Origin of the sequence: Pseudomonas sp. Marseille-Q0931, from assembly GCF_940789645.1 — a bacterium.
Classification (GTDB): Bacteria; Pseudomonadota; Gammaproteobacteria; order Pseudomonadales; family Pseudomonadaceae; genus Aquipseudomonas.
Genome location: NZ_CALNWT010000003.1, coordinates 333,885 through 351,126, shown reverse-complemented (window position 1 = coordinate 351,126; position 17,242 = coordinate 333,885). Strand labels below are relative to the sequence as shown.

Sequence of the window (17,242 nt, the reverse complement as noted above, 5' to 3'; positions counted from 1 at the left end):
TCCAGTGTTGTCACGCTTAGTGCACGAAGCCAATCGGCCGCGTGCTGCGTTCGGCCTTCGGTGCGCTTTCGGTGCGCTGGGCGCCGAGGCCCAGCGCGACATCGTCATCCGTGAAGTAGTTGCTGTTGACAAGCGTGCGCAGGCCGCCGCAATCGCGCGCCAGGCTGTACATCCAGGCTAGCGCCTGCAGGCTGAGATCCGGCGGCGTGTGCGGCAGGTCGAAGTTCGTCTGGCTCATGGGCGCGGCTCCGCGGTATGGGGCGTTACAGGTTCGCCGAGCAGCAACAGGCGGCGCTGCGGTGCCGCGTGCATGGCGGTGGTTATGACCATCCGGGCACCTTCTGTACAAATGGCTTCCAGCGCCGAGCCAGCGTCGCTGTAATGATGCAGGCTCAGATCGGGGCCACCGAACAGGCAGGTAAACAGGTGACGGAAGTGCAGCCCACCCAGTTGTTCGAGTGGCGCCTGAGCGTCGGCGGGAAACTCCAGGCAGAACAGCTGCAGGCGCCGGCCGTTGCAAGCGCGCATCAGGTGCAGCAGATCGGTGAGATCGGTGCCGATCATGACGTTGCGCAGCAGCGGCGCCGGCAGCGCCTGTACAACGAACTGCGCCCAGGCGTCGAAAGCGTGAAGGCTAAGGGCGTGCGCCGGGGTGATCTGGAAGTGCTCGGGCGGCAGCTTGCGCGGTTGTGCGTGCTGGTCGAGAAATATCACCGACCGCTGCGGCTGCACGGCCGGTTGGTAGTCGGGGGGAGCATCGATGACGAAAAGCAGGTCGCAATTTCGGCTGCTGCCGTCCAGATGTGGCCCGTCAGGCCAGCCAGCTTGCAGAGCGGAGCGGCGGTTGATGAAGTCGAGGGTAGCGAACAGTGGGCCTGTGCGGTTCATTTGCTGCTCCCCGGCTGACTCGCAGGATCTGCCGTTCTTCGGCAGTGCTGACCAGCCACCCAGCCTGCAACGGGTAGTTGATCTCGTCGAGGTCGGCGATCTGCTGGCGCGCGCCGCCGAGGCTTTCCAGATTTTCGTGAATTAGGCGGTCCATGGGGATGGCTCCGTCAGAACAAGGTCAGCATCATCGTCCGATGGCGCGACAGAATAGGTCGCAAGCCGTGCTATCTATTCGCTGCTGCCTAACAGACTCCTCGATCCAACTTGCGCCCCTACGCAACGCGGTGATTTTCTCTCGCGACATAAAGATTTTTTATCCAATGCATATGCTGACAAGCGGTTTGCTGCATGCACCAGTGCCGAACCTGGAGTTGCTCATGCGTGTAGTGATTGTCTGACTAAAGCTCAGGTCGTCGTGTACGGTTTGCCTGCTCTCTGACGCGGCAGTTATTGGTTGCCTATGTCGCGAGAGGCTGGCCCCGTTTTTTGTATGGTTTGGCTAGTAATGTCATTTCTCATGATCTTGTTGTTTGGTGCGAACCCGCGTGACGAAACCCCGGCCATGGTGCCGGGGTTTTGTTTTTTGCGGGTTGACTAGCGGGTTGCTGTCGCCCGCGCCAAGCATTGGCTAGGGTTAGGCTTTCATTTCGTTGAAAAGGAAGCGCCCATGTTCGGCAACTTACCGGCCTTTTGTTCGCGCACGTTGCTGACGGCGCTGTTGCTGGCGCTGGCACCCTGCGCATTGGCTCAGGACATCATCGAACGGTTCGGCGAGCGCGCCTACACCGGTCGGGTCGACTTCAAGGTGGCGCCTCCCTCCGGCAAGTCGGCCACGCACTACGGTAGGGGAAGTGTGCTGCTGCAGCGCAGTGCACCAGGCAAGGCGAGCCTGCAGTTGCAGGGTAAGGTGCCGGAAAGTACAACGCAGACCGAGCTTACTGTCCCCGGCATTTATGACGACACCGGCTGGCGTAGCGAGCCGGGTGATGTGCAGATGAGCATCACTGCCGACGGGCGTGTCAGCGGTGGGGGCGTCAGCAATGGACGTACTTTCCTTTTTTCGGGCACGTTCAGCCCGACCGATGTGCGGCTGGAGGTGCGTGTCACGACGGCTCGTGAAGAAGGTGGTGCGCCTGCCGGAACCACCCTGACGTTTGATTACCGGGTCAAACGCGAATCGCTCGAGGCGCAGGCCGGTCGGGATGTAGAGGAAGGCTGCCGGCTGGTCATGCGGCCCATCGCCAATTTCGGTGGCGGCATGACCATGGCTCAGGTGCCTGAGTGCGATTGAGCGAAGACGCTCTGTCGGGCGGATACGGGCTCTATAAACCTGGAGCACCGCAGTGGGCGGTCAGCTCTGCAGTAATGACAGCGCCACTAGAAGAACGAACAGGCTCAGGCTCAGAAAACCGATCAGCAGCATGCTTCGGTCCTGACGAATCTGGCTGGTGAGTATTGCTTTGCGCTGGCGCCAGTCGCAGGCGATCGTCACCCAGCGATCTTTCAGCAGCTGGCGCCAATCCTCGTCGCTCAGCCAGCAGGCGATGTGGTGTGCGGGCAGGTCCAGAGCGGGGAATAGCTCCTCGCACGTCAAAGGGCCGAGGGATATCTGAAAGCGCTGACCATGGCGCTCGCAGTCCAGTTCGAGGCGGACTTGTGGGCGGGTGTCCTGAACGTGAACGTTTTCGGGGGCGGGTGTGAAAACTTCATAGGACGTGATTTGCGCCGTGCCCGGGCGCAGTAAGGCTCGGCGGATTTTTTCCCACAGTAGTCGCGCCAGCTTATAGAAGCCCCAGGCGGAAAAGGCGGAAAGCAGCAAACTGATCAGCCACAGCAGGCCGCCGAGCAGGATGAACAGCACGATCATGATCAATACCCTGCCAGCAGCGTCGGCGCGGCTTCCCAGATGAGGTAGCCCATGATCATCAGCATGATCGCGGCGAAGGGCGATGCGGCGTTTGGGGCTTCGGGCGTGGCATCGGCCGGGTTGGCTTTCGGTACATAGAGCAGGAAGGTGCCGGCCTGCTCGTTGAGCTCGACATGCTCCTGGTTGAGCACGAGGTGCTCCACTTCGTAGGTGCGTTGTTCGTACTCGTAACGTAGGCGATAGACCGGCTTGAGGGTGACCATTGTGGTTTTACCCACGCTGATGCGCGCGTTCACGAGCTTCTGATCGATGATCGCCGCGTTCACGATGTCGTGCGGACGGCTGAGCCGGTAACAGTCCGACCAGATCATTTCGCCAAATGCGGCCATCAACCCGACCCACATGAGCAGGATCATCGGGGTTATCGCCACCATCATGATGGCCAGGGGGGTGTCGAAGAAGAAACTGTCCATGTCCGGGGTAGCGCTTCCTATGGATTGCCTGGCGATTCTATCCCTTTGAGCCTGTTCTATTCCCGGTGTTATCTCTCAGCCGCGGCCGCGGCAATTTGTCTTTGCAGATGCTCGTCTGCCTACGCATGAAAATGAGAAGATACCGCAATTGAGTATGGCTGCAGATTATCGAGGAAGAAGATGTCGTTTACCCGCAGACAAGTGCTCGCCGGCCTGGCCGGTCTGGGTGTGGCCGGCCTGGGCGCTGGCGGTGTGCGCTACTGGCTGGGACGCCCGGAAAATGTCGCCACCCATGATTACGAGCTGATCGCCGCGCCACTGGATCTGCAACTGGTGCCAGGGCATGTGACGCCGGCCTGGGCCTATGGCGGCCAGGCGCCGGGGTTGGAGCTGCGTTGTCGTCAGGGCGAGCGCTTGCGGGTGCGCTTCATCAACAAGCTGGACGTGCAGAGCACCATCCATTGGCATGGTATCCGTCTGCCGCTGGAGATGGACGGCGTGCCCTACGTCTCCCAGGCACCGGTGCTGCCGGGCGAATACTTCGACTACGACTTCATCTGCCATGACGCCGGCAGCTTCTGGTATCACCCGCATACTGCCAGTGCCGAGCAACTGGGGCGCGGCCTGGTCGGGCCGCTGATCGTCGAGGAGCGCGAGCCGACCGGCTTTCGCCATGAGCGCACGCTGAGCCTGAAGACCTGGCACATCGACGAGCAGGGCGCCTTCACCGAGTTTCTGGTGCCGCGCCAGGCTGCGCGCGAAGGCACGCGTGGGCGCCTGACCACCATCAACGGCGAGCCCAACCCGACCTTGGAGCTGCCGGAAGGGCAGGTGGTGCGGCTGCGCCTGATCAACGTCGACAACACCATCACCTACCGCCTCAACCTGCCGGGCGGCGAGGCACGCATCTATGCCCTGGATGGCAACCCGGTGCAGCCGCGGCCACTGGGCAAGGAATACTGGCTGGGGCCGGGCATGCGCATCGACCTGGCGCTGAAGGTGCCTGCAGCCGGCGAGGAATTGTCACTGCGCAACGGGCCGCTGCGCCTTGCCACCTTGAAGGGTGTCGCGAGTAGCGAAGTCGCAGGCGACTGGCCGCCACCTCTGCCGGCCAACCCCGTCGCCGAACCGGATCTGGCCCGCGCCGAAACGCTGCGCTTCAACTTCGAATGGGCGGCGATGCTGTCGGGTGATGTCGAGCGCGGTGGCAGCTACAAGTACTGGCAGATCAACGGCCAGGCCTGGGATATCAACGACAAGACCTGCGCCGACCGCCCGATTGCCACGCTGAAGAAAGATGGCCATTACATTTTTGTGCTGCGCAATATGGCGCAGTACCAGCACCCCATCCATCTGCACGGCATGACCTTCAAGGTGCTGGGGTCGGATCGACGCAAGATCATTCCGTATTTCACCGATACCTATCTGTTGGGCAAGAACGAGACGGCGCGCATCGCTTTCGTCGCCGATAATCCCGGCGTGTGGATGTTTCATTGCCACGTGATCGACCATATGGAAACGGGGCTGATGGCGGCCATCGAAGTGGTGTAGGGTAGGCGCCGTTTTTCGCCGGCGCCTACGGATTGTTGCAATGAAAAGACCGCAGATCATCGACCGCTCGCGTGACGAGCACTTCATGCGCTTGGCGCTGGCGCAGGCGCGCCTGGGAGCCGAGCAGGGTGAAGTGCCGGTCGGCGCCGTGCTGGTACAGGATGGCGAGGTACTGGGCCAGGGTTTCAATTGCCCGATTGTGCGGCATGACCCCAGCGCCCACGCCGAGATGGTGGCCATTCGCGTGGCGGCGCAGAGTGTGCAGAACTATCGGCTGCCCGGTAGCACGTTGTACGTCACCCTGGAGCCCTGCAGCATGTGCGCCGGCTTGATCGTGCATGCGCGCATCGCCCGTGTGGTGTTCGCTGCCAGCGAGCCGCGTGCGGGCATGGCGATCAGCCAGGGGCAGTTCTTCGATCAAGGCTTTCTCAACCATCGCGTACTGGTTGAGGGTGGCTTGCTGGCCGAGGAGAGCGGGGCGCTGCTGAAAGATTTCTTCAAGGCCCGGCGCGGCTGAGCGCCCTAAGAGGAACTGTCATGAGCAAAGGGATGTTGAGCCTGCTGGCGCTGCTGGTTGCGCCGGTCGTGGCAGCGCAGCCTGAGGTGTACCTGGTGGCCAGCGTGCAGTTGGGCGGCTCGAACCTGGCGCAGAGCATTTTCCTGCACGAGCCACAGATCACCACGCTGGAAGATTGCCAGGAGGCCGTGCGCGTCGGCCAGCGTGACCGCGACTGGCAGAGTTATCACCACATCTTCATGCGTGATCGCTTCCAGGGCTTTACCGGCCATCTGGACTACCGCTGCGTATTCGCCACTCAGCGTTTCAGCGACTGGAACGATCGCGTGCGCTACAACCATCCGTACCTGATCAGCATCGACGCGCAGGCCAACCTGCAGGTCGAGCGGGTGTCGAGTCAGGCGCAGTGCGCCACGCGTTTGAAGGGGCTGCCAGCGGCGCGCCAGGCCATCAGTCGCTGTGCGGCAGGCAATCAGAGCTTGTTGTAGGCAGTTACAGCGGCGGGGTTTCTTCTTCGGGCTTGCGCTTGTCGATACCGGGCAGGTGGATACCGCTCTCGGCCACCTGGTTGCCTTCCAGCTGCGGCTGGGTCACCCAGGTGAGAATGTCGTAGTAGCGGCGGATGTTGCGCACGAAGTGCACGGGCTCGCCACCACGCGCATAGCCGTAGCGGGTCTTGCTGTACCACTGCTTCTGCGCCAGGCGGGGCAGGATCTTCTGCACGTCGGCCCATTTGTTCGGGTCCAGGCCTTCGGCCTCGGTCAGCTTGCGGGCATCTTCCAGATGGCCGCCGCCGACGTTGTAGGCGGCCAGGGCGAACCAGGTGCGGTCCGGCTCGGCGATGCTTTCCGGCAGTTGCTGGTGCACCTGGATGAAATAGCGGGCGCCGCCGTCGATGCTCTGTTTGGGGTCGAGACGGTTGGACACGCCGACCGACTGCGCGGTGCGCTGGGTCAGCATCATCAGGCCGCGTACGCCGGTCTTGGAGGTGGCGTTGGGTTGCCACAAGGATTCCTGATAGCCCATGGCTGCCAGCAGGCGCCAGTCGATCTGGTTGGTCTGGCCAGCGTTGCGGAACATCTTCTCGTAACGCGGCAGGCGCTTCTGCAAGTGCTGCGCGAAGGTGTAGGCGCCGACATAACCCAGCACGTCGACATGGCCGTAATAGCGCTCTTTCAAACGCTGCAGGGTGCCGTTGGCCTCGGAGCGTTCGAGGAAGGCGTCGATTTCTACCAGTAGGCTGTCGTCCTCACCGGCAGCCACCGCCCAGCGCATGGTATTGGTATCGCCCAGGTCGAAGGCGACCCGCACGTTGGGGAAGTACACCTGGTTCATCGCCAGCTCGTTGGAATCCACCAGGGTCAGGTCGATCTGTCCTTCGTCGACCATGCGCAGCAGGTCGACCACCTCGACGGCGTCGGAGACTTCGAACTCCAGTTCCGGCTGTTCCAGCTTGAGGGCGGCCAGCTGTTCGGCGTGGCTGCTGCCGGCCAGCACCAGGATGCGCTTGCCGACCAGGTCTTCAGGCTTGGTCGGGCGGCTTTCACCCTGACGATAGATGACCTGCGGCGTGACCTCCAGGTAGGGAATCGAGAAGCGCGCCTCACGCTGACGCTGTGGCGTGTCCACCAGGCCGGCGGCGGCCATGACCGGGCCCTTGTCGCGGCCCAGGCTGGCGAACAAATTGTCGAGGTTGTCCGCGGTTTCGATCTTCAGTTCCAGGCCGAGATCGGTGGCGAAGCGCTTGGCCAGTTCGTATTCGAAACCGGTCGCGCCGTTGCGGTCCTGGAAGTAGGTGGCGGGGCTGTTACGAGTGACCACGCGCAGCTCACCCTCCGCCTTTGCCTGCTCGAGTACGCTGGGTTGGGCTTCTTCGCCACAGCCAGCAAGCATCAGGAGGGTTCCAATCGCCAACAGCCTTGTGGCGCAACGCATGCGTATCGCAGGTCGTGCAAACATCGGCGCAGTATACGCAAAGCGCAGGCGGCGCCATATCTCGACAGCGCTGCGCTTCTCTGATAGTGCGCGTTCGTCCTGAAAGCGCCTGGCTACAGGTGCCGCAGACCGCCGCTTTAAGGTAGAATGCCCGGCCTCCAGCACACCCCTTCCCAGAGGCTGTTCCGACGATGTTGATTCTGCGCGGCGCTCCCGCCCTTTCCGCTTTCCGCCATGGCAAATTGCTTGAGCAACTGACCAGCAAGGTGCCGGCCGTGACCGGGCTGTACGCCGAGTTCGCGCATTTTGCCGACGTGACGGGCGTGCTCAACGCCGACGAAGAACAAGTGCTGGCGCGGCTGCTCAAGTACGGCCCGAGCGTGCCGGTGCAGGAGCCCAGCGGCAAGCTGTTCCTGACCATTCCGCGTTTCGGCACCATTTCGCCCTGGTCGAGCAAGGCCAGCGACATCGCCCGCAACTGTGGCCTGGCCAAGGTCCAGCGCCTGGAGCGCGGTATTGCCTATTACGTCAGTGGCGAGCTGAGCGAGAGCGACAGCGCCGCCGTCGCCGCCCTGCTGCATGACCGCATGACCCAGCTGGTGCTGAGCGCCCTCGAGGACGCCGCCGCGCTGTTCAGCCACGCCCAGCCCAAGCCGCTGACCGCCGTGGACGTGCTCGGCGGTGGTCGCGCCGCGCTGGAACAGGCCAACCAGGACCTGGGCCTGGCCCTGGCCGAGGACGAAATCGACTACCTGGTGAAGAGCTTCAACGACCTGGGACGCAATCCGCACGACATCGAACTGATGATGTTCGCCCAGGCCAACTCCGAGCACTGCCGCCACAAGATCTTCAATGCCAGCTGGGACATCGACGGCGAGAGCCAGGACAAGTCGCTGTTCGGCATGATCAAGAACACCTACCAGATGCACAGCGAAGGTGTGCTGTCCGCCTACAAGGACAACGCCTCGGTCATCGTTGGGCACACCGCCGGGCGTTTCTTCCCGAACCCGGAAACCCGCCAGTACGGCGCGGTGCAGGAACCGGTGCACATCCTGATGAAGGTGGAGACGCACAACCACCCGACCGCCATCGCCCCGTTCCCCGGCGCGTCCACCGGCTCCGGTGGTGAGATTCGCGACGAAGGCGCCACCGGTCGTGGCGCCAAGCCCAAGGCCGGCCTGACCGGTTTCTCGGTCTCCAACCTGAACATCCCCGATTTCCTCCAGCCCTGGGAAAAGCCCTACGGCAAGCCCGAGCGCATCGTCAGCGCGCTGGACATCATGATCGAAGGCCCGCTGGGCGGCGCCGCGTTCAACAACGAATTCGGTCGCCCGGCGCTCAATGGCTACTTCCGTACCTTCGAGCAGGCGGTCAGCAGCCCGCGTGGCGAAGAAGTGCGCGGCTACCACAAGCCGATCATGCTCGCTGGCGGTCTCGGCAACATTCGTGAAGACCACGTGCAGAAGGGCGAGATCTCGGTCGGCGCCAAGCTGATCGTGCTCGGCGGCCCAGCCATGCTCATCGGCCTGGGCGGCGGTGCCGCTTCGTCGATGGCCACAGGTGCCAGCTCGGCCGACCTGGACTTCGCCTCGGTGCAGCGCGAGAACCCCGAAATGGAACGTCGCTGCCAGGAGGTCATCGACCGCTGCTGGCAGCTGGGCGATGCCAACCCGATCAAGTTCATCCACGACGTCGGCGCAGGCGGTATCTCCAACGCCCTGCCGGAGCTGATCAACGACGGCGGCCGTGGCGGTCGCTTCGAATTGCGCAAGGTGCCCAATGACGAGCCGGGCATGGCCCCGCACGAGATCTGGTGCAACGAGTCGCAGGAGCGCTACGTGCTTTCGGTCGATGCGGCCGACTTCGAGCGCTTCCAGGCCATCTGCGAACGCGAGCGCTGCCCCTTCGCCGTAGTCGGCGAAGCCACTGCCGAGCCGCACCTGACCGTCACCGACAGCCATTTCAGCAACACCCCGGTGGACATGCCGCTGGAAGTGCTGCTGGGCAAGCCGCCGCGCATGCACCGCAGCGTCAGCCGCGAAGCGGAGCAGGGCGATGACTTCAACGCCGCCAGTGTCGATATCGAAGAAGCGCTGGGCCGTGTGCTGCGTCATCCGGCCGTGGCCAGCAAGAGCTTCCTGATCACCATCGGCGACCGCACCATCACCGGCCTGGTAGCCCGCGACCAGATGGTCGGCCCGTGGCAGGTGCCGGTGGCCGACTGCGCCGTTACCGCCACCAGCTTCGACGTCTACACCGGTGAAGCCATGGCCATGGGCGAGCGCACACCGCTGGCGCTGCTCGACGCCCCGGCATCCGGGCGTATGGCCGTCGGCGAGACCATCACCAACCTGGCTGCGGCGCGCATCGGCAAGCTGTCCGATATCAAACTGTCGGCCAACTGGATGGCCGCTGCCGGCCACCCGGGTGAAGACGCCCGCCTGTACGACACCGTCAAGGCCGTGGGCATGGAGCTGTGCCCGCAGCTGGGCATCACCATTCCGGTGGGCAAGGACTCCATGTCCATGAAGACCCGTTGGCAGGACGAGGGCGTCGACAAGAGCGTGACCGCGCCGCTGTCTCTGGTGATCTCCGGCTTCGCTCCGGTGCAGGACATCCGCAATACCCTGACCCCGCAACTGCGCATGGACAAGGGCGAGACCGACCTGATCCTGATCGACCTCGGCCGCGGCCAGAACCGCATGGGCGCCTCGATCCTGGCGCAGGTCTACGCGCAGATCGGCCAGCAGGTGCCGGACCTCGACGACGCCGAAGACCTCAAGGCCTTCTTCGCCGTGATCCAGGGCCTCAACGCCGATGGCCACCTGCTGGCTTACCACGACCGCTCCGACGGCGGCCTGCTGACCACCGTGCTGGAAATGGCCTTTGCCGGTCATTGCGGCCTGTCGCTGAACCTCGATGCGCTGGCTGACGAAGCCGCAGAATTGCCGGCTGTGCTGTTCAACGAGGAACTGGGCGCGGTGATCCAGGTTCGCCAGGACGCCACCCCGGAAGTGCTGGCGCAGTTCAGCGCCGCCGGTCTGGACGACTGCGTGGCAGTGATCGGCCAGGCCGTCAATAACGGCGAGGTCAGCATCAGTTTCAACGGTGAGCCGGTATTCGCCGGTGAGCGCCGTCTGCTGCAGCGCCAGTGGGCCGAGACCAGCTATCGCATCCAACGCCTGCGTGACAACGCGCAGGGTGCCGACCAGGAGTTCGATCTGCTGCTGGAGGAGGACAACCCCGGTCTGTCAGTCAAGCTCGGTTTCGACTTCAACCAGGACATCGCCGCGCCCTACATCAAGAAGGGCGTGCGGCCGCAAGTGGCGATCCTGCGCGAGCAGGGCGTCAACGGCCAGGTGGAAATGGCGGCTGCCTTCGACCGCGCCGGTTTCTCGGCGATCGACGTGCATATGAGTGACATCTTGGCTGGCCGCGTCAGCCTCGAAGAGTTCAAGGGCCTGGTGGCCTGCGGCGGCTTCTCCTACGGTGACGTGCTTGGCGCCGGCGAAGGCTGGGCCAAGTCGGTGCTGTTCAACACCCGCGCGCGTGATGCCTTCGCCGGCTTCTTCGAGCGCAAGGACAGCTTTGCCCTCGGTGTGTGCAACGGCTGCCAGATGATGAGCAACCTGCACGAGCTGATCCCAGGCACCGAGTTCTGGCCGCACTTCGTGCGCAACCGTTCCGAGCAGTTCGAGGCGCGCGTGGCCATGGTGCAGATCCAGGAGTCGGCCTCGATCTTCCTGCAGGGCATGGCCGGTTCGCGCATGCCGATCGCCATCGCCCACGGTGAAGGCCATGCCGAGTTCGAAAGCGAGGAGGCGTTGCTGGAGGCCGATCTGTCCGGCACCGTGGCCCTGCGTTACGTCGACAACTACGGCAAGGTCACCGAAGCCTACCCGGCCAACCCCAACGGTTCGCCGCGCGGGATCACCGGCCTTACCAGTCGCGACGGCCGCGTCACCATCATGATGCCGCACCCGGAGCGCGTGTTCCGCGCCGTGCAGAACTCCTGGCGCCCGGACGAGTGGCAGGAAGACGGCGGCTGGATGCGCATGTTCCGCAACGCCCGCGTCTGGGTGAACTGATAGCGGCCGCGTAGCGGCCTTCTGATGACCCTCTCCCGCTTGCGGGGCAAAGAGGCGCGCTTTGGAAGCACCGCTTCCTGCGCCGATGAGCGCCTGATCGCGAAGCGATCAGGCCGGGGCGCGGAGCGGGGTGCCCGAAGGGCGGGAGAGGGAAAGCGGCCGCGCTCCGATCCAGCTTGAGCTTGTAAGTATTAGCGTCGGGGCGGGAGATGGGGTTATAGCCAACACCAAACCCTCTCCCCCAGCCCTCTCCCATAAATGGGAGAGGGAGCCGATCGTGGAATAGGCCGTAGCCCGGATGCAATCCGGGAGAATCCGTGTCATACCTTCCCGGATTTCATCCGGGCTACATGGGCCCAGCCATGGCCGATGACTTCCAGCAGATCCTTCCCGAAGTTCGCCTGGTCAAGCCCGGTGAGACTCATCGCCTGTGCCGCTGCGGCCACTCCCCCGAGATGCCCAACTGCCCGCCCGACTGCGCCCAATCCCTGATCCTGCATCCTGAGCGTGAGCAGCGCCTGCTGTTGTGCCGCTGCACTCGCTCCGCAAGCCTGCCTTATTGCGACGGCAGCCATAACCCGCCGGCTCCCGTTCTGTGCGACAAATGGCGGCGCTTTTTCGGCAGGGACTGACCCCTCTCCTGAACGCTATCGAGCTGATCGAGTCCAAACGGAATCGTCGGAACATTTCCTCTTTTTTTTGCTTTCCTGATGGAGTTCTCGGAAACAAATTGAGGCAAAATGCCATCATTCTGACGTCATTGTTGTGCCTGTTGTCGTGTTACCCAATTGCGGAGAACTTGATGTACAAACTGTGCTTCTACGTACCGGAAAGTCACCTTGAACCGGTGAAAAAAGCGGTCTTTGCCGCTGGTGGCGGTCGTATCGGTCGCTACGACAGTTGCTGTTGGCAGTCACTGGGACAAGGGCAGTTCCGGGCACTGGAAGGCAGCCAGCCGTTCCTGGGTACGGTAGGGCGAGTGGAGCAGGTTGCCGAGTGGAAAGTCGAACTCGTGGTGGCCGACGAGCTGATCCACGATGCCGTCAAGGCCCTGAAAAAGAGCCACCCCTACGAGACGCCGGCCTTCGACGTTTGGCGTCTATCCGACATGCAGTTCTGAGACCGACGATCAGGCCGTAGGCAGTTTCGCTGCCCGCGGCCTGATGCCCTTTATGGTTGTTCAACCAGTTCCTGAGCGCTGTCTTGTTCGGCGCGACGTTGCACTGTGGCACAGGTCAGCAAGCCAAGTTCGAACAGCAGCCACATTGGTACCGCCAGCATGGTCTGAGAGAACACGTCCGGTGGTGTCAGCAGCATGCCGGCCAGGAAGCAGCCGACGACCACGTACGGCCGGCTCTGGCGCAGGGTCTGTACATCGGTAAGGCCAGCCCAGACCACGAGGAAAGTGGCCACCGGGATCTCGAACGCCAGGCCGAAGGCCAGAAACAGCGCCATGATGAAATCCAGGTAGAGACTGATGTCGGTCATCATCGCCACACCGGCGGGGGTGACGCTGGCGAGGAAGCCGAACATCATCGGGAACACCAGGAAGAACGCGAAGGCCATGCCGCTGTAGAACAGCACGATGCTCGAAACCAGCAGGGGCACGGCGATGCGCTTTTCCCGCCGATACAGACCGGGTGCAACGAAGCCCCAGGCCTGGTGCAACAGCAGCGGCATGGCGATGAACAGGGCGAGCATCATGGTCAGCTTGAACGGCGCCAGGAAGGGCGACGTGACGCTGGTGGCGATCATACTTGCGCCTTCGGGCAGATAGCGGCGCAGCGGCTCCGATGCCAGGGTATAGAGCGTCTGGGCGAAGGGAAACAGGCAGGCGAATACCAGGATTATCGCCAGCAGGCTGCGCAGCAGACGTCTACGCAATTCGCCCAGGTGGGCCGTCAGGGGCATCTCGCTCATGAGGCGCGCTCCAGATTTTCCGTTTTGGCAATGTCGTTACCGGTTGGTGGTTGCAGGCTCACGCTGCGCCGCAGGTCCTGTTCGAGCTGGCGCAGAGGGGCTGCATCGAATTCCTTGTTCAGCGCCTCGGCGTTGAGCTCCTTCTCGAACTGGTCGCGCAGCATGCCCATGGCGCGCTTGGCCTGGCCCAGGCCGCGGCCGAGGGTACGGGCTGCGGCGGGCAGACGGTGCGGGCCAAGTACCAGCAGCGCCACGACGCCGACCAGCAGCATTTCGGTGAAGCCGATCTCGAACATCAGGCGTGACGATCCGCGTGTGCCTGGGGTTGGGTGGTGGCCTCAGCCTGCGCGGGCGCGTGCTGCTGGACCTGCGCCGTGGCCTGCTCGCCGGTATCGGAGGTGGCCATGGATTTGCGGAAGCCCTGGATGGTTTCGCCCAGGTCTCCGCCCAGGCTCTTGAGCCGTTTGCTGCCGAACAACAGGAACACGATCAACAGCACGATGACCAGTTGCCAGATACCGATGCCACCCATGGAAATCTCCAAGCTCATGAAATTGAAGGCCTAATCCTGCCTGCGCTTTGTGACGCGAAAGTGACGTGGCGATCGCCGACGGCAGTGGCTGCCATGCGCCTGAAACATCGGCGGTGTTGACTGGCGGCTTTCTCTACAAGGCGCTGAAGATGGTTGGTCAAAGGCAGCGAGGTGCGGCCCTGCTGATGGTGCTGGTGGTTCTGGCGATGCTGGCGGGTGGCCTGACCTGGATGGTCCAGGACGGCCGCCGCCAGGTCGATGCGGTGCGCCTGCAGCAGCAGCGCGTGCAGGCGCGGGCGATGGAGGTGGCAGGTCTGGCCTTTGCCGAGCAGGCGCTCCGGGACGCAACCTGGCGGCTGAGCCCGCTGTTCTGGCAGGCGCTGCGTGGGCAGCCACTAAGCTACGGTCTGGCCGACGGTTCGGCGAGCCTGCGCATTCGCGATCTGCACACCTGTTTCAACGTCAATGCGCTGGTCGGCGAAGAGGCGCAGCGCGCTGAGCGCCAGCTCAAGTACCTACTCGGTGATGACATGGCGGCCGAGCGGCTGGTGGATCGTCTGAGTGACTGGATCGATGCGGACAGCCAGAGTCGCCTGCAGGGCGCGGAGAGTGATCATTATCTGCGTCGCTCACCACCGCATCTGGCGGCCGATCAGCCGATGGTGGACATGAGCGAGCTGAATGTCCTGCTGGCCGAGCAGGGTATCGCGCATACGCACTACCCACAGCTCTGCGCCTTGCCGCAGACGAGCGGGTGGCGGCTCAATGCCAACTCGCTGACCCAGGCGCACCTGCCGCTGCTCGACGCGCTTTACGAGGGTGCGTTTCCCCGCTCGCTGCTGAGCCGGATCCTCAGTGGCCGACCCGCCGGCGGCTATCCTGATGCATCCGCATTGCGTCAGGCGCTGGGGGCGGTGGACGATCAGACTTTCGAACGCCTGAGCGAAGGGTTGCTGCTCAACAGTGGCAATTTCCTCCTGCAGATGAGCTTCGAGCAGGACGGGCAGATCATGCGCAGCCAGTTCCAGGTGCAGGCCGAGGGCGTGGTGCAGTGGCATGCGCAAGTGCCGGTGCAGCGTGTCAGAGTGATTACCCGCGAAGTACGGCCCTGGTAGAAGGTATTGGCGCAGCGGCGCGCCACTTGATCGCACAGGTAAAAAGAAACGGCCCGGGAAGTCCCGGGCCGTTGTTTTTGCATGCCTGACGTCAGACGCCGATTTCACCACCGTCATCGCGCTGGATGACCACCGTGGCAGCGCGTGGACGCACTGTGGTGGCGGATGGCGTGGCTTCGGTTGCGTCATCCGAGTACGGCCAGTTGCCCGGGTGCTGGATGTTGATGAACATCGTCTTGTTGTCCGGCGTGAAGGCGATACCCGTCACTTCGCAGCCATTGGGACCGACGAAGAAGCGACGCAGGTCGGCCTGGTTCTGGGCGTTGACCGGCACCTGGTCGCCATTGCTGTCGACGAGGTTGGTGGGGATGACCGCAAGCATCTGGTCGTTGGTGTAGCTGGTAAGGGTGGATTCGCCATTGTCGGTCTGGATCCACAGGATGCCGCGGCTGTCGAAGCTCATGCCGTCAGGGCTGGCGAACTGGTTGAGTTCGGTCAGGCCGGAGCGGTTGATGTCGGCGGTACCGGCAGCGTTGGCGCCGAACACGAAGATGTCCCACTCGAAGCTGGTGTGGTCGTCGTTGTCGTGCCAGCGGATGATGTGGCCGTGGCGGTTGTTGATGCGTGGGTTGGCCGGGTTGGCGACCGGACGGCTGTTGTTGTTGGTCAGGGTCAGGTACACGTCACCGTTGAGCGGGTTGACGGCCGTCCACTCCGGGCGGTCCATCGGCGTGGCGCCTAGCGCATCGGCTGCGCCGCGGGTGTTAAGGATGATGCCCGGCAGGTCGGTGAACTTGGCCCCCAGGGTGCTGTTGTCCAGGGTGGGGCTGTTCACGGTCAGCGGCAGCCACACGCCCTTGCCGTCTTCGTCGAAGCGGGCAACGTAGAGGGTGCCGCTATCCATGTACTTGGCGCCGGTGGCGAGGCGATCGCTGGGGTTGGCGTCGGCTTCATCCCACAGGGCGTCGGAGACGAACTTGTACAGGTACTCGTTGTTCGAGTCGTCACCAGTGTAGAACACGATTGGCTTGCCGGCCACTGCCAGGCCTGGCCAGCAGCCTTCGTGACGGATACGGCCAAGCGCGGTGCGCTTCACCGCACGGCTGGTGGCCGAGTAAGGATCGATCTCGACGATGTAGCCATAGGTGCTGGCTTCGTTGCGGTAGTCGTCGGTGGCGCTGGCGCCGTAAGGCTCCAGGTTGAAACGGGCGAACTCTTCGTTCTGCTCGCTTGGGTCGCCAGCGGCGGTTTCCCAGCGATAGCGTCCTTGGCGGGTGCTGACACCGATGCGCTGCTGGTCGACGGGCACCGAGCCGGTGGTGTTGATGAACACCGACGGCCAGTTCTCTTCACAGGTCAGGTACGTGCCCCACGGGGTGTAGCCGTTGCCGCAGTTGTTGTTGGTGCCGCGGGTTTCGGTGCCGTCGACCGAGAACTTGGTCTTGACGTGATCGGTGCCGCGCAGCGGGCCGGCGATGTCCATCACGGTGGCAGTGGTGAAGCGGCGGTTCAGCGGATCGTTGTCGACGACCTGCCAGCGGCCATTGACCTTGCGGATGTGCAGTACGCCAGCGCCATGGGCGTTGATTTCCTTGCGTACTTCCTCGGCCGGGCGATTGCCGGAGGCATCGTCGGTCTGGCCGTTGGGGTGCAGGGCGTCTTCATCGATGTATTCGTAGTTGATCGCCAGCAGGCCATCTTCGGAGCTGCCGTTGATCGGGAAGAAGTGCATGCCGTCATGGTGCATGCCTGCCGAGTTGGCCTGCTCATCGGCGCTGTTGCTGCCGTCATTCATCCAGGTGCCGCCGTTGCTGTTGAACGGAGTACCCCAGGGCGCCAGGACATGGGCGCTGTAGCCAGCGGCCACGACGCAAGCATCGGTACGCGAGCCGGCGATGGATGCGAAGCCCAGAGCCAGTTTCGGCTCGGCAGGCGTATCGGGAGAGTTGTCGCTGCTGTTATTGCTGCTGCCGCCGCTGTCGAAGCAGCCGGTGAGGCCGGTGCCCGCGATCATGGCAATCGCGGCTCCCAGAGTGCCGCGCATTACGCTGCGGCGGCTCAGGTAGGCATCCATGACTGCAGCCATGGGGCGGTTGCCACTGAGGTTGCGGTCAAGGTTGTCGCCGGTATCTCGACTCATCAGGTCATGTCCTTTTTCTAGTGAAACGGCTTGAGGAAACCGGGACTGTAATGACCGTTTGTGATGATTCCTTGGCAGTTCCGTTAACGGAAATTGAACACTTGGTTACTGCCACCTGGCTGATTTACAAAGACTTTTCTGACGGTTTCGAAAAATTCCTGTCGATTAACTGCCATTAAACTGTCATGCAAGCTGCCCAGTATCGCGCCCCGACAT

At 63.2% G+C, this 17,242-nt stretch carries 18 protein-coding genes; 8 read left to right on the top strand and 10 right to left on the bottom strand.

Annotated features, from left to right (window positions below; translation table 11 throughout):
* Positions 1–16: 16 nt before the first annotated feature.
* The 3 genes from P3C50_RS10570 to P3C50_RS10560 are packed head-to-tail and all read right to left on the bottom strand — an operon-like array spanning position 17 to position 1,042.
* Positions 17–238 carry a hypothetical protein gene (locus tag P3C50_RS10570; protein WP_275545970.1) on the bottom strand — a complete coding sequence of 74 codons (222 nt, stop codon included), beginning with the start codon at positions 236–238 and terminating at the stop codon, positions 17–19.
* The gene (locus tag P3C50_RS10565; protein ID WP_275545969.1) at positions 235–888 is read right to left on the bottom strand and encodes a hypothetical protein; all 654 of its coding nucleotides are present in this window, start codon (positions 886–888) and stop codon (positions 235–237) included. Before P3C50_RS10565 ends, P3C50_RS10570 begins: the two co-directional genes overlap by 4 nt.
* Positions 812–1,042: a hypothetical protein gene (locus P3C50_RS10560; protein WP_275545968.1), complete on the bottom strand. Its 231-nt coding sequence runs from the start codon at positions 1,040–1,042 to the stop codon at positions 812–814. Before P3C50_RS10560 ends, P3C50_RS10565 begins: the two co-directional genes overlap by 77 nt.
* 513 nt (positions 1,043–1,555) lie before the next feature.
* On the opposite strand from P3C50_RS10560, the gene P3C50_RS10555 reads away from it, so the two are divergent.
* Positions 1,556–2,179: a hypothetical protein gene (locus tag P3C50_RS10555; protein WP_275545967.1), complete on the top strand. Its 624-nt coding sequence runs from the start codon at positions 1,556–1,558 to the stop codon at positions 2,177–2,179.
* A gap of 60 nt (positions 2,180–2,239) precedes the next feature.
* On the opposite strand, the gene P3C50_RS10550 is transcribed toward P3C50_RS10555, so the two are convergent.
* A complete protein-coding gene (locus tag P3C50_RS10550; protein ID WP_275545966.1) occupies positions 2,240–2,755 on the bottom strand; it encodes a hypothetical protein in 516 nt (171 codons plus the stop codon).
* A gap of 2 nt (positions 2,756–2,757) precedes the next feature.
* A complete protein-coding gene (locus P3C50_RS10545) occupies positions 2,758–3,228 on the bottom strand; it encodes a hypothetical protein (protein WP_275545965.1) in 471 nt (156 codons plus the stop codon).
* A gap of 180 nt (positions 3,229–3,408) precedes the next feature.
* Here P3C50_RS10545 and P3C50_RS10540 point away from each other — a divergent pair, with 180 nt between their 5' ends.
* From P3C50_RS10540 to P3C50_RS10530, 3 genes are read left to right on the top strand one after another with little or no spacing between them, the layout of a single operon-like run.
* On the top strand, positions 3,409–4,779 hold the full coding sequence (locus P3C50_RS10540) for a multicopper oxidase family protein (RefSeq protein WP_275545964.1): 1,371 nt from the start codon (positions 3,409–3,411) through the stop codon (positions 4,777–4,779).
* A 40-nt stretch (positions 4,780–4,819) separates the two neighbouring features.
* Positions 4,820–5,296: a tRNA adenosine(34) deaminase TadA gene (tadA, locus tag P3C50_RS10535; protein WP_275545963.1), complete on the top strand. Its 477-nt coding sequence runs from the start codon at positions 4,820–4,822 to the stop codon at positions 5,294–5,296.
* 20 nt (positions 5,297–5,316) lie between these two features.
* Positions 5,317–5,784, top strand: a complete 468-nt coding sequence (locus tag P3C50_RS10530) for a hypothetical protein (RefSeq protein ID WP_275545962.1) — start codon at positions 5,317–5,319, stop codon at positions 5,782–5,784.
* Positions 5,785–5,788: 4 nt separating this feature from the next.
* On the opposite strand, the gene mltF is transcribed toward P3C50_RS10530, so the two are convergent.
* A complete protein-coding gene (gene mltF / locus P3C50_RS10525) occupies positions 5,789–7,255 on the bottom strand; it encodes a membrane-bound lytic murein transglycosylase MltF (protein ID WP_275545961.1) in 1,467 nt (488 codons plus the stop codon).
* Between the two features lie 167 nt (positions 7,256–7,422).
* Between mltF and purL the strand changes: the two genes are divergently transcribed.
* From purL to P3C50_RS10510, 3 genes are all read left to right on the top strand, one after another.
* Positions 7,423–11,319, top strand: a complete 3,897-nt coding sequence (gene purL / locus P3C50_RS10520) for a phosphoribosylformylglycinamidine synthase (protein ID WP_275545960.1) — start codon at positions 7,423–7,425, stop codon at positions 11,317–11,319.
* Between the two features lie 317 nt (positions 11,320–11,636).
* Positions 11,637–11,951, top strand: a complete 315-nt coding sequence (locus P3C50_RS10515; protein ID WP_275545959.1) for a CDGSH iron-sulfur domain-containing protein — start codon at positions 11,637–11,639, stop codon at positions 11,949–11,951.
* Between the two features lie 170 nt (positions 11,952–12,121).
* A complete protein-coding gene (locus tag P3C50_RS10510; RefSeq protein ID WP_197858490.1) occupies positions 12,122–12,439 on the top strand; it encodes a YqfO family protein in 318 nt (105 codons plus the stop codon).
* 50 nt (positions 12,440–12,489) lie between these two features.
* On the opposite strand, the gene tatC is transcribed toward P3C50_RS10510, so the two are convergent.
* The 3 genes from tatC to tatA are packed head-to-tail and all read right to left on the bottom strand — an operon-like array spanning position 12,490 to position 13,777.
* Positions 12,490–13,239 (bottom strand): twin-arginine translocase subunit TatC, encoded by a 750-nt coding sequence (gene tatC / locus P3C50_RS10505; protein WP_275545958.1) that lies wholly within the window; start codon positions 13,237–13,239, stop codon positions 12,490–12,492.
* Positions 13,236–13,535, bottom strand: coding sequence for a Sec-independent protein translocase protein TatB (gene tatB / locus P3C50_RS10500; RefSeq protein WP_197858492.1), 300 nt, complete (start codon positions 13,533–13,535; stop codon positions 13,236–13,238). Before tatB ends, tatC begins: the two co-directional genes overlap by 4 nt.
* On the bottom strand, positions 13,535–13,777 hold the full coding sequence (gene tatA, locus P3C50_RS10495) for a twin-arginine translocase TatA/TatE family subunit (protein WP_275546054.1): 243 nt from the start codon (positions 13,775–13,777) through the stop codon (positions 13,535–13,537). Before tatA ends, tatB begins: the two co-directional genes overlap by 1 nt.
* 143 nt (positions 13,778–13,920) lie before the next feature.
* Here tatA and gspK point away from each other — a divergent pair, with 143 nt between their 5' ends.
* Positions 13,921–14,886, top strand: a complete 966-nt coding sequence (gene gspK / locus P3C50_RS10490; RefSeq protein WP_275546053.1) for a type II secretion system minor pseudopilin GspK — start codon at positions 13,921–13,923, stop codon at positions 14,884–14,886.
* Positions 14,887–14,977: 91 nt separating this feature from the next.
* Here gspK and P3C50_RS10485 read toward each other — a convergent pair whose 3' ends face one another.
* Positions 14,978–17,026 carry a PhoX family protein gene (locus P3C50_RS10485; protein ID WP_275545957.1) on the bottom strand — a complete coding sequence of 683 codons (2,049 nt, stop codon included), beginning with the start codon at positions 17,024–17,026 and terminating at the stop codon, positions 14,978–14,980.
* Positions 17,027–17,242 lie beyond the last annotated feature (216 nt).

Bases quoted from the DNA above. Each gene is read 5' to 3' on its own strand.
- P3C50_RS10540 (WP_275545964.1), top strand. From the start codon at position 3,409: ATGTCGTTTACCCGCAGACAAGTGCTCGCCGGCCTGGCCGGTCTGGGT.
- P3C50_RS10510 (WP_197858490.1), top strand. From the start codon at position 12,122: ATGTACAAACTGTGCTTCTACGTACCGGAAAGTCACCTTGAACCGGTG.
- tadA (WP_275545963.1), top strand. From the start codon at position 4,820: ATGAAAAGACCGCAGATCATCGACCGCTCGCGTGACGAGCACTTCATG.
- P3C50_RS10565 (WP_275545969.1), bottom strand. From the start codon at position 888: ATGAACCGCACAGGCCCACTGTTCGCTACCCTCGACTTCATCAACCGC.
- P3C50_RS10545 (WP_275545965.1), bottom strand. From the start codon at position 3,228: ATGGACAGTTTCTTCTTCGACACCCCCCTGGCCATCATGATGGTGGCG.
- purL (WP_275545960.1), top strand. From the start codon at position 7,423: ATGTTGATTCTGCGCGGCGCTCCCGCCCTTTCCGCTTTCCGCCATGGC.
- P3C50_RS10570 (WP_275545970.1), bottom strand. From the start codon at position 238: ATGAGCCAGACGAACTTCGACCTGCCGCACACGCCGCCGGATCTCAGC.
- tatC (WP_275545958.1), bottom strand. From the start codon at position 13,239: ATGAGCGAGATGCCCCTGACGGCCCACCTGGGCGAATTGCGTAGACGT.
- P3C50_RS10560 (WP_275545968.1), bottom strand. From the start codon at position 1,042: ATGGACCGCCTAATTCACGAAAATCTGGAAAGCCTCGGCGGCGCGCGC.
- P3C50_RS10485 (WP_275545957.1), bottom strand. From the start codon at position 17,026: ATGAGTCGAGATACCGGCGACAACCTTGACCGCAACCTCAGTGGCAAC.
- mltF (WP_275545961.1), bottom strand. From the start codon at position 7,255: ATGTTTGCACGACCTGCGATACGCATGCGTTGCGCCACAAGGCTGTTG.
- P3C50_RS10555 (WP_275545967.1), top strand. From the start codon at position 1,556: ATGTTCGGCAACTTACCGGCCTTTTGTTCGCGCACGTTGCTGACGGCG.
- P3C50_RS10530 (WP_275545962.1), top strand. From the start codon at position 5,317: ATGAGCAAAGGGATGTTGAGCCTGCTGGCGCTGCTGGTTGCGCCGGTC.
- gspK (WP_275546053.1), top strand. From the start codon at position 13,921: ATGGTTGGTCAAAGGCAGCGAGGTGCGGCCCTGCTGATGGTGCTGGTG.
- P3C50_RS10550 (WP_275545966.1), bottom strand. From the start codon at position 2,755: ATGATCGTGCTGTTCATCCTGCTCGGCGGCCTGCTGTGGCTGATCAGT.
- tatB (WP_197858492.1), bottom strand. From the start codon at position 13,535: ATGTTCGAGATCGGCTTCACCGAAATGCTGCTGGTCGGCGTCGTGGCG.